Consider the following 10849-nt stretch of genomic DNA (forward strand, 5'->3'; position numbering starts at 1 on the left):
CCACAGCTCACACCCCGCCCAGCACACCAACTGCCCCTCCATGGGTCGCCAAGTCCTTATGCGTGAACTGCATCCGGTCAGCCGCCGGCCACGGAAGCAGACACGAGACGAACGATCACCGTCGTCGTGGGAGTCGTTGGAGGTGCGGCATGGAGATGCGTGGCGCTCGCATCCTGGTCCCCGGTGCCACCGGGCGGATCGGTGCAGCCCTGGTCACCCGCCTGCATGCCCTCGGAGCCCGCCCGGCACTCGCAGGCCGCGACGCCGACAGGCTCGCTCGGGTGTCGGCGGCCTGTGCAGGCGCGCCCGCCAGGACCTTCGACGCCTGGGATCTCGACGCCTGCGCGCAGACCGTCGAATGGGCCCTGAGCGAGTTGGGCGGCCTGGACGGTGTCGTGGTGTGCGTCGGTGTCGCCGCGTTCGGCCCGGCCCCCGATGTGAGCGATGCGGTCGCCGAACATGTGGCCGCGGTCAACGCTCTCGCCCCCATGGCGTTCCTGCGGGCCGCCGCGCCACGAGTCGACGCCGGAGGGGTCCTCGCCGCCGTCACCGGTGTGGTCGCCGAGGCGGCTCCGGCCCGGATGGCGGACTACGCCGCGGCCAAGGCCGCACTTGCCGCCTGGCTCACCGCGGTCCGCCGGGAACAGCGGCGCCGAGGTGTGAGCGTGCTGGAGATCAACCTCCCACACATGGACACGGGTTTCGCCGACCGGGCCCTACAGGGTGAGCCACCGAGGTCGGCACCGGGACTGCCTGTCGAGGAAGCGGTGAGCGCGGTCGTCACAGCCCTGGCCGACGGTGCCCGCCTGATCCGGCCCGGCACCGCCGCCCCGCTCGAAGTGGTCAGGTAGGTCATGCCGGCAAGACGCGCTGCCTCCACCCCGCCGGCCCGCCGCGCTGCCTGGCACCGCTCGGCCGAGGACGTGACCCGGCTGCCCCCCAGGCCGCTGCGACGGGTGCTGTTCCGCCAGCACTGGCGTGACCTCGTGTTTCTGCACTGGCCCGCCGATCCGTTCCGGGTCGCCGGGCTGCTGCCCGCCGGCACCGTGCCCGACCTCCACCAGGGCCGGACCTACGTGGGGTTGGTCTTCTTCCGCATGGAGAACCTCGCGTTCGGCAGGATGCCGCCCCTCCCCTACCTGGGCACGTTCGGAGAGGTCAACGTGCGCCTCTACAGCCGCGACTCTCTGGGCCGCCGCGGGGTGGTGTTCCGCTCGCTCGACTGCGACAGACTGCTGCCGGTCCTGACGGCACGCGCCGGTTTCGGGCTGCCCTACCAGTGGTCGCGCATCAGCACCCGGTGGTTCGACAATCGGCTGCTGTACACGACCACCCGCCGCGGTGACGGCCGCTCCGGAGCAAGGGCGTGGCTGGACATCGAGGACACGCCCGTGACCCCCGGGCCCCTGGAGGACTTCCTCACCTGCCGTTGGGGACTGCACGAACGCCTCGGCGGACGCACCTACTACCTCCCCAACGCACACCCGGCCTGGAACTTCCGCGCCTGCACCCTCCTGGACTGGGAGGACGGTCTGATCCCGGCGGCGGGACTGCCGAAGCCGCAGGGCGAGCCCGTCAGCGTGCTGTACTCCCCCGGTCTCCCGGTGCGCTTCGGCACGCCTGTGCGTCTGCCGACTGACTGAGCGTCCTTCGTGTGTGAGGGGCGGCCGCGTCCGCGACGGAGAAAGCTCAGCCCCCGGCCCCGCTCCGGTCCATCGCGGCGAGCAGTTCTGCGGCGGCCCAGCCCGGCCCGCGTTCCCGTACCGCGGCGGACAACCTGGGCAGACGGGAGTCTGCGTCCGCCCACAGGGTCCGCAGCGCGGTGGACACGTCATCGGAGGTCAGCGTGTTCGGGTCGCGCACCACGCCCGTGCCCGAGCGCTGAGCGTCGGCGGCCACCGAGAACTGGTCGCTGGAGAACGGCAGCACCAGCGCGGGCACGCCCGCCCGCAAGCACTCGGTGAAGGAATTGCCGCCACCGTGATGCACCATGGCGTCCACGTGCTCCAGCAGCGCCTGCTGGGGCACTGAGGGGACCACCACGGCCCGGTCGCCCGCCAGATCGGCCAGGGCCCCGGTGCGTTCACCCGCCGCGACCACGACGGCCGTGTCCGGAAGTCCCTCCAGTACGCCCGTGACCACGGTGCGCAGGACGTCGTCGCGCGCGGACAGGAACGTGCCGAGCGCGACCAGGACGACCCGCGCGGCAGCGCCGCGCAACCCCTTGAGCCGCGCCTCCCACTGCGCGTCCAGCGCCTCCGCGGGTGCGGCCATGTGGCCCGTGAACAGCCGGGCGGGCCCACGAGGCGGTACGGGCAGCCACGGCAGCTCCGGATAGGCGTGCACGACGGCGTGCGCGGAGCTGAGGGCGAAGGCCCTGCCCGGAGCGGGCCGGGTGGGCGCGTGCTCGCGTGCGAAGGCCGCGAACACGGCCGTGAAGGCCTCGTCGTTGGCGCGGGCGGCCCCGGCCAGCTCCTCCAGAGCCTCCGGATCGGGGCGCAGGGCGTCCGGCCAGGCGTACGGGACACCGAACAAAGCGTCGGGTCCCGACAGCACATAGCTGGGATGCCCGGGGCAGAACGTCGCGTACGGCAGGCCCAGGCAATGCAGGGCCAGGGTGACCGGGTAGCTGAGCTGGTCGACGACGTACCAGTCGGGCCGCAGGCGCCGGTCCGTCGTGCGCAGCGCCTCCAGCACGCCCTCGGGGTCCGCGAGCATGTCGGCGCGCCGATGCCGGGCCTGGGCGAGCAGCGCGGGGACGGCGCCTTCCCTGGTCGCGTCGAGGAACTCCCGCAGCCGCTCCGCCTCCCGCGCGTCCTGCCGGGTCGCCTCGGCCACCCCGGTGTTGGCGTTGCGGCTCACGAGCAGCGGTACGAAAGGTGTCCCTGCCCGTCGTGCCAGGTGCTCGAACGCCGGTGCACAGGCGAAGTGGACCTCCGCGCCCCGCTCGCACAGCGCACCGGCCAGGACCGCCAGGGGCTGGGCGTGGGACAGGAACGGGGGACTGACGACAACGACACGCGGCATGCGAACCCTTCGGCCAGACGTTCTGCGCCCGCCCCGCCGTACACCCGGACCGGGGCCAGCGCATCCTAGCCGCGTCCATGCCGTGCGCACGGCATGACGATCGCCACGTCGGCGCGGTGCATCCGCGAGCCCGCCGCGGCGGGAATCACCAAGGTCAGAGCCGTTCCTGAGACAGAGCCTGAGACAAGTCCTGAAGCAGTTCCTGAAGCAGTTCCTGAGACAGGAGAGCGCGTGACCGCCGCCGCCTTCGCACCTACCCGTGCGACCGAGAGTGAGGGACGACGGGCCGCCGTCGGCACGCAGGACCGTGACCTCCTGGTGGCCGCCCGGACCGCCTTCTTCAACGGTGTCCGCTGGAGCGGGCACACCGACGAGCGGGATGCCGTCGGACACCCGCAGGCCGACCTGGTCCGGCTGCTGGAGGCCGAGTACGGGGTACGGCCCCGCGCCGTGCCACCCGGTGACGGGCTCGGCATCGGACGCGAGGACGCGGCCGTGGCGGCCCTGCGACGCGCCGCCCGTCTCGGCGTGCCGCTCACCCCGGAAGCCCTGCTCGTCCACCGCGACGGCGGCCCGTGGCTGTGGGCGGTGCTGACCGAGCTGTGGCCGGAGACCGTGCGCTGGCACGGCCACCGCCACGCGGAGGAAGCCCTGAGAGCGACGCTCATCGAGACGCCCGAGTCCGCCCCCACGACCGGTCATCTCCTGGACCTCGCCGAGGCCACCGGCCTCGCCCCCCTGACACCGGCCGAGGCCGCGCCCGCGGGGCGCAGCACCGACCGGGCCGTACGTCACGCCGCGTGGCGCTACCTGCACCGCATCCCCGGCGGTACGGCCCATCTGCCGGCCCCCTCCGCGGCCTCGGACACCTACGAGCGGCTGCTGCTGGACCCGCCGACGCCCTTGCTGGGGCCGCGAGAAGGCGAGCCGGAGGGCCGGTTGGTCGCGCAGACCATGCTGCTCGGCGGCCTGGACACCCCGGGACAGGGGCTCAGCGGGGGAATGGCTGTCCTGCTCGGCGGTCTCGGCGACACGCTCGCCGAGACCGAGGGCATTGCCGGTGTGATCACGGTCGTGACGGCCGGACACGAGGACCTCGCGGCCGACGGCCGACTGGCCGTCGAACGTCGCACCGGACACTGGGTGCTGAAGTTGCCCGTCGACACGCCCCGGTCCCCCGTCCCGGCACAGACGCATCGCCATCGAACCGCGCTGACCTGGTGGGCGGTCCGGCTGCTGGGCAGCATGCCGCGGCCCCTGGATGTCATGCACGTCCGGTACGCCGACGACGCGAGCCTTGCACTCGCCGACGCCGCCGAACGGCTGGGAGCCGCCTCGATGTTCACAGCCACCCCGGACCCGCATCGCGGACTCGCCGAACGCCACGCCGGCAGCGACCAGGGCGACCCGCCGGCCGCCCAGGCGTTGCGGCACGAACTGCACCGGGTGTTCGTGGCCGACCGCCTCGTGGAGCGCGCCCACACGGTTGTAGGCATCCCCGGTCGCGGTGGAACCGGGGAGCTCGTCCGCTACTTCCCCCACCTGGCACGCCTCGCCGGCGGCAAAGGGCCCAGCGCCCCACCCGAGGGCATCGCCCCCTACCGGGCCGCCCCCGACGAGCACGACCGGCCGCGCGCGGCCCTCGCGGCCCTCTACGACGACGGCGCACGCCCCGACGCTCTCGACGCCGAGGACCGCGATCTCCCGCTGCTGCTGTCCGTGGGCCGGCTTCACCCCGTCAAGCAGCAGGACCTCCTGGTGCGGGCCTGGCTGGAGACCGGCGGATACCGCACCAGCACGCTGGTGCTCATCGGAGGCAGCCCGCACACCGCTACGGAGGCCGAGACGGACATGCGGCGCCGTATCGACACCCTGCTCGCCCGTTTCCCGCAGGCATCCCGCCGGTTCGCCCTGCTGCCCGCCCTGCCCAACGTCGACGTACGCCGTCTCCAACGGGCCCTGGCAGCACGCCCACAGGAGTCACCCTGCTGGTACGTGTGCCCCAGCGCCAAGGAGGAGTTCGGGATCGCGATACTCGAGGCGATGGAGGCGGGCCTTCCCGCCGCAGGACCGCGGAACGGAGGCGTCATCCACTACCTGCACGACGGGATGAACGGAATCCTGATGGACACCTCCGGCCCGACCGGACTCATGCGCGGCCTACGACGCCTCGCGCACATCGGCGACGACGAGCGCCGCCGGTACGCGACGGCGGGCCGGAACCTGGTCGCGGAGCGCTTCTCGGTGACCCGCATGGCGAACGAACTCACCGCCGAGTACGCCGCGTTGCAGCGGCCCTAGCTGTGCCATCTCATGAGGTTGGTTCCACTGGCGTCCGCTGGGTCCAGCCGTGGTACGTGGTGCTGGAGCCGCCTGACGGGTCTGGCCGGTCGGGTGGTCACGGCGCCGAGAACAGTCCGGGCCCCGGACGGGGGGACCCGTCGGCGCCGGCTCCGTTCGTGACCCGGAGGAACTCCAGCCTTTCGGCATCGAGGGAGCCCGCGGCCACGGTGTAGACGACGAGGCGGATGTCGCAGCCCGGGACGGTGAGCACATCGCAGTCGCACGTCACCTCGCCGACCTGCGGGTGCACGACGGTTTTGCGGGCCGAGACATGCAGACCGACCGCGCCCTCGTCCCAGAGGCGGGCGAACTCCGCGCTGGTGGAGCGCAGTTCCTCCACGAGATCAACCAGGCCACGGTCGTGGGGATAGGTGACGAGAGCGGTGCGCAGATCGGCCACGAGGGCGGAGGTCAGGGTGTCGCCTTCCTGCTGCACGGGCCAGGCGGCGAGCCCGGTGGGCCCCGAGGCGAAGACCGCCCGCACCAGGTTCCGCTCCGCGTGTGTCCGCCCGCTGGGGTCGCCCAGCAGCGCCGCCCATGCCGGAGTCCAGGACAGCAAGGTCCAGTCGGCGCTGAACACGCCCACGGGGAACTCCCCGAGGCGAGCCAGCATCCGCTGGACCCCCGCCGGAACATGCGTGGAGATCGCCCCGTCGTGCGGGGGCAGGAGGCCGGCCAGCCGGTACGCGTAGTCGCGCTCCTCGGGTTCCAGCTGCAGTGCTCTGGCCAGGCTCGCGACGACCTGTGCCGAAGGGTTTGTGGCGCGCCCCTGTTCGAGCCGCACCACATAGTCGACCGAGAGTCCGGCGAGCTCGGCCAGCTCCTCGCGCCTCAGCCCCGCCGCACGCCGTCCGGGCCGTGCGGTCCGCCCGATGTCTATGGGGGAAAGCCGGTCGCGCCAGCGGCGCAGTGCCGTGCCAAGGGTCTCGTCCACTCGGCCATTGTGTCCGCCGGACGGCCGCTGTGCCTGGTACCGGCAGTCCTACCGTCGCAGAGGGCACTGGCTCTCCTCTCGGCGTCGGCCGAGAGTGAACGCATGACGACCACATTCATCACAGGTGCCAACAAGTCCCTCGGATACGAGACCGCCCGCCGACTGATCGAGGCAGGCCACACCGTCATCGTCGGCGCGCGCGATCCTCAGCGCGGCCAGGAGGCCGCCGACGCGCTCGGTGCCAGGTTCGTACAGATCGACGTGACCGACGACGCGTCCGTGACCGCGGCCGTCGCCGACGTCAGGGCCCGTGAGGGGAGCATCGACGTCCTGATCAACAACGCGGGAGTCTTCGGCACCCACAACGCCGCCGACCAGATCACGGCCGCCGACGCCGGCGCGGTGTTCGAGGTCAACGTCGTGGGGATCGTCCGCGTCACGCACGCGTTCCTGCCCCTCCTGCGGAAGTCCGCGAACCCGGTCATCGTCAACGTGTCGAGCGGCATGGGCTCCTTCGCGGCCACCCACGACCCCGAGCGCGTCGAGGGCCGGGCCGTCGCGCCGCTCTACACGGCGTCCAAGGCCGCCGTGACCATGCTGACCACGCAGTACGCGAAGTCCTGGCCGGACGTGAAGGTGAACGCGGCCGACCCCGGCTACACGGCGACCGACTTCAACGGTCACAGCGGCCCGCAGACAGTGACCGAAGGGACCGACGCGATCGTCGAACTCGCCACCATCGGGGTGGACGGGCCGACCGGGACCTTCCGCGACCGGCACGGCGCGATGGCCTGGTAAAGCCCCGCACGGTTCGGAGGAAGGCGGCCGGTCCACCACTCCTCCTCGGCAGCGACAGCGACAGCGACGCGGCCGACCGGCCGGGAGCTTTGATCGGGCGGGCCCAGCACGTCGATATGACGACTGTTATAGACCGGTGTAATCTCGCTCTATAACAGTCGTCATAGGAGGTTTGTTGTGACCGTTATTACCGTGAACACCACCAAGGGCCGCCTGAGCCTGGAGCAGCGCCGAAAGCTGGCCGAGAGCCTGACGGACGCGGTGCTCGTGCCCGAGGTGGGGCAGTTCGCTCCGCCCGCGCGGGTCGGGTTCCAGGTGCACTTCGTCGAGAGCGAGAGCGACATGATGGCGATCGGCGGGCGGCTCCTGGTGGATGCCGGGCAGGAGGCCGACGTCATGGTGATCGATGTGGCGGTCATGGACGGTGACTGGCGTCAGGAGGTCAGGACCGAGGTCATCGAACGTCTCCTGGCCGCGATGGCCGAGGCTTGCGGGCTTGCCGAGCCGGCGCCCGCGTGGTGGGTCAACTTCCGTGTCATCGACGAGGGCAGCTGGGGCTCTAGCGGCGGCGTGCTGTCCGTTCTCCCCCTCCTCGACACCGGCGTGTTCACCGAGGAGAAGGCCAAGGCCATCCGCGCCCACCTCGGCGCCTGACGGATCTCACACCCATGCCCCCTACGCGGCGGCAGTGATGAGCTTCTTGAAGTCGGCGTAGATCTCACCGGCTGCAGCGTCCACGGAGGGGATAAGGGTGTCGAAGGGGAGGAAGGCGTGGATCAGTCCGGGGTAGCGGTGCAGGCGTAGCGTCACCCCGGCCGCGCGCAGGACGTCGGCGTAGGCCAGGGTCAGGTCGCGCAGGGCGTCGTTGTCGCCCTGGCCGATGACAGCAGGTGCCAGACCGCGGTGATCATCGGCCCGCAGTGGGGACGGAGGGAACTGCTTGGCCAGGGCGGGGTCGTCGTTGATGTACGCCTTGAGGCAGATGTCCAGGTCGGATGCGGTCAGCATGTAGCCGTGGGCGTGCTCGGCCAGGGAGGGATATTCGGGCCCCCTGCTCAGGTCGGCGCAGGGGTAGACGAGGAGCTGGGCGGCGACGGGGGTGCCATCGTCGCGGAACGCCAGGGCGACCGAGGCGGCGAGGTTGCCGCCGGCGCTGTCCCCGGCGAGGGCCAGCGGACCGCCGCCGAAGGACTCGGGATGCTGGGCGACGTGGCGTGATACGGCCAGGGCGTCCTCGTAGGTGGCGGGGAAGGGGTGCTCGGGGGCGAGTCGGTAGTCGACACTGACGACGACTGCCTCGACGTCGCGGCACAGGCGGCGGCAGATGCTGTCGTGGGTGTCCAGGTCCCCTGCGACGAAGCCGCCGCCGTGGAAGAACACCACCGTCGCGGCGGTCCCGGCCTGTCGGGGCCGGTAGACGCGGACCGGGATCCCGGCCACGGTGTCATCGGTGACGGAGCCGACCGCGATAGGCGGGTTGGGCGCGGCCGCGAGCGTCAGCTTGCGCAGACCTTCGCGGGCCTCGGCGAGCGTAGGGGGCGTGGCGGGCTCCGGGTCGCCCAGGCCGAACTTCTCCATCAGGGCCACGATGGCCGGATCTACGGGCATGGCAGCACGGTCCTTTCTGGGTGTTACAGGATGAAACGGAGCGTGACCGTCTTACCGATCGGCGGCCATCGAGAGCCGACCTGTGTCCTGCGCGTCCCCTTGCTCAGTCCGTGACGGTCGTCGCGATGAGGGCCTGCAGCTGTTGGGCGGTGCGGTCGAGTGGCCGCGTGCTGCGCTGGGCGCGGCACATGGCGACCGTGCCCTCGACGGCCGCGACGATGAGCGTCGCGAGCTGTGCGGCCTGCTCGGGCTCGGCGCCGTGTGCCCGCAGCGAGTCGGCCAGCAGGAGTTCCCACTGCTCGAAGACCTCCGCCGCGGCCGCCAGGGCGGGCGGGATCTCGTCGGCCGGTGGCTCCTCGATGGCCACGGCCAGGACGGGGCAGCCAGCGTGGAAGTCGCTCTCGACGACGATCTTCCGCCACAGGGCGAGGAAGGCCCGCAGCCCCGCGGCCGGGCCCGCCTCCAATTCCTTGCGCAGACTGCGCGCGACCCACTCGCCGGTGTAGCAGACGGCCTCGGTGGCCAGCTGCTGCTTGCCCTCGGGGAAGTAGTGGTAGGTCGAACCGAGCGGCGCCTTGGCGTGCTTGGCCATCTCCCGGATGCTCGTAGCGCTCAGTCCGCGCCGGCTGATCATGTCGGCGGCGCCGGCCACGATCCGCTCCCGCGACGGAGTGCTGCTCTTGGGCACGTGCACACTTCCCCTCTGGCTATAACGACCGTCATAGTCTACCGTGAACCGCGTCTATAACGAACGTCATAGGAGTTGCCATGCCCATGATCCGCTTGACGGCCCCGGCCGACGCCCTCAGCGAGGAGGGCCGCACCACCGTTCAGCGTGATCTCGCCACCGCCCTACTGCACTGGGAAGGGGCGCCCGACACGGCCCTCTTCCGCGCCCAGGCGTGGAGCTATCTGGTAGAGCTCCCCGGTGGCGCGCAGATCACGGCGGAGGATGAGGCGCCGCGCTTCCTGGTGGAGGTCACCGTCCCGCAGGGGGCCCTGTCCGAGCGGCGCAAGGCCGGTCTGGTCGAGGACGCCACGACGACGGTTCTGGCCGCCGCCGGCCTCACCCCGGACGACGCCCTGCGGGTGTGGGTTCTCATCCACGAGCAGCCCGGCGGCACCTGGGGCGCGGGCGGCTCCGTCGTCCGCTACGCCGACCTGGTCGCGCTGGCGAAGGGACAGCGGGCCGATGCGTGAACTGACCTACATCGCCCACCGGACCGTCGAATGGCGCGAAGCCCCCGACCCGAAGCTCCGGTCGGACGGCGAGGCGATCGTCGCCCCGGTGGCCGCGACCTCCTGCGACGTCGACTCCGCGATCCTGGCCGGGCACGGCTTCCTCGACCCTCCGTTCGCCCTCGGCCACGAGTGCGTGGCCCGGGTCATGGAGACCGGCGACGCCGTCACAACCGTGGCCCCCGGTGACCTGGTGGTCGTGCCGTGGTCGATCAACTGCGGCACCTGCGACCACTGCCGTACGGGACTGACCGCGCACTGCACCTCGGTGCCGCACATGGCCATGTACGGCGCGCCCATCGGCGGCAGCTGGGGCGGGCTCTTCTCCGACCTGGTCCGCGTCCCGTACGCGGACGCCATGCTGGTGCCGCTCCCGTCCGGTCTCGACCCGGTCGCCATGGCCTCGGCGAGCGACAACTGGTCCCTGTCCTGGCGCCTGGTCGCCCCGCACCTCAAGGCCCGGCCCGGAGCCAGGGTCCTGATCGTCGCCCGGGGCAGCATCGGCCTGTACGTCTGCGACATCGCCCGCGCCCTCGGCGCCTCCGACGTCCTCTACGTCGACCCCTACCCCGAACACCGCAAGCTCGCCGAGAGCTTCGGCGTCCGCACCGCCGAGACCCTCGAACCGGTCCGGCACGGCTTCGACCTCGCCGTCGAGGCCACCGGCCGCGTCGACCAGCTCGCTCTGGCCGTCAACTCCCTCGCCCCCGAAGGCGTCTGCGAGTCGGCCGGCAACCACTTCCGCCCCGGCGAACTGCCCCTGCTCGACATGTACCTCACCGGTGTCACCCTGCGCATCGCCCGCGACAACGTCCGCGCCCACATCCCCGACGCCCTCGGCCTCGCCGCCTCCGGCACCGTCGCCCCCGAACGCGTCGTCTCCCACGCCCTCGACTGGGA

Annotated in this window: 11 protein-coding genes; 7 read left to right on the forward strand and 4 right to left on the reverse strand. The window is 71.9% G+C overall.

The genetic code is table 11. The annotated features are described in order from the left end of the window. Positions 1–149: 149 nt before the first annotated feature. Entirely contained in the window at positions 150–851 is a 702-nt protein-coding gene (locus EHS43_RS25630) for an SDR family NAD(P)-dependent oxidoreductase (RefSeq protein WP_125193121.1), read from the forward strand. 3 nt (positions 852–854) lie between these two features. After that, positions 855–1643: a YqjF family protein gene (locus EHS43_RS25635; RefSeq protein ID WP_260470707.1), complete on the forward strand. Its 789-nt coding sequence runs from the start codon at positions 855–857 to the stop codon at positions 1641–1643. A gap of 46 nt (positions 1644–1689) precedes the next feature. Here EHS43_RS25635 and EHS43_RS25640 read toward each other — a convergent pair whose 3' ends face one another. Next, positions 1690–3027 carry a glycosyltransferase gene (locus tag EHS43_RS25640; protein WP_125193122.1) on the reverse strand — a complete coding sequence of 446 codons (1338 nt, stop codon included), beginning with the start codon at positions 3025–3027 and terminating at the stop codon, positions 1690–1692. Between the two features lie 231 nt (positions 3028–3258). On the opposite strand from EHS43_RS25640, the gene EHS43_RS25645 reads away from it, so the two are divergent. Then, complete coding sequence (locus EHS43_RS25645) at positions 3259–5328, forward strand: glycosyltransferase family 4 protein (protein WP_185806405.1); 2070 nt, start codon at positions 3259–3261, stop codon at positions 5326–5328. Positions 5329–5425: 97 nt separating this feature from the next. Here the strand turns inward: EHS43_RS25645 and EHS43_RS25650 are convergent, their stop codons facing one another. Next, the gene (locus EHS43_RS25650) at positions 5426–6304 is read right to left on the reverse strand and encodes a helix-turn-helix domain-containing protein (RefSeq protein WP_125193124.1); all 879 of its coding nucleotides are present in this window, start codon (positions 6302–6304) and stop codon (positions 5426–5428) included. Positions 6305–6406: 102 nt separating this feature from the next. Here EHS43_RS25650 and EHS43_RS25655 point away from each other — a divergent pair, with 102 nt between their 5' ends. Both EHS43_RS25655 and EHS43_RS25660 read left to right on the forward strand, forming a co-directional pair. Further along, entirely contained in the window at positions 6407–7102 is a 696-nt protein-coding gene (locus EHS43_RS25655; protein WP_125193125.1) for an SDR family NAD(P)-dependent oxidoreductase, read from the forward strand. A gap of 177 nt (positions 7103–7279) precedes the next feature. Next, a complete protein-coding gene (locus tag EHS43_RS25660) occupies positions 7280–7756 on the forward strand; it encodes a tautomerase enzyme (RefSeq protein ID WP_125193126.1) in 477 nt (158 codons plus the stop codon). 21 nt (positions 7757–7777) lie between these two features. Here EHS43_RS25660 and EHS43_RS25665 read toward each other — a convergent pair whose 3' ends face one another. Further along, positions 7778–8710: an alpha/beta hydrolase gene (locus EHS43_RS25665; RefSeq protein ID WP_125193127.1), complete on the reverse strand. Its 933-nt coding sequence runs from the start codon at positions 8708–8710 to the stop codon at positions 7778–7780. Between the two features lie 103 nt (positions 8711–8813). After that, complete coding sequence (locus EHS43_RS25670) at positions 8814–9398, reverse strand: TetR/AcrR family transcriptional regulator (protein WP_125193128.1); 585 nt, start codon at positions 9396–9398, stop codon at positions 8814–8816. A gap of 80 nt (positions 9399–9478) precedes the next feature. Here EHS43_RS25670 and EHS43_RS25675 point away from each other — a divergent pair, with 80 nt between their 5' ends. Together EHS43_RS25675 and EHS43_RS25680 are read left to right on the forward strand one after the other, a co-directional pair. After that, on the forward strand, positions 9479–9910 hold the full coding sequence (locus EHS43_RS25675; protein WP_125193129.1) for a tautomerase family protein: 432 nt from the start codon (positions 9479–9481) through the stop codon (positions 9908–9910). Beyond that, positions 9903–10849, forward strand: a 947-nt coding sequence (locus tag EHS43_RS25680; RefSeq protein ID WP_125193130.1) for a zinc-binding dehydrogenase, incomplete at its 3' end; no start/stop codon positions are given. The genes EHS43_RS25675 and EHS43_RS25680, both read left to right, overlap by 8 nt.

It is taken from the genome of Streptomyces sp. RP5T (genome assembly GCF_003933965.1).
Lineage (GTDB): Bacteria > Actinomycetota > Actinomycetes > Streptomycetales > Streptomycetaceae > Streptomyces.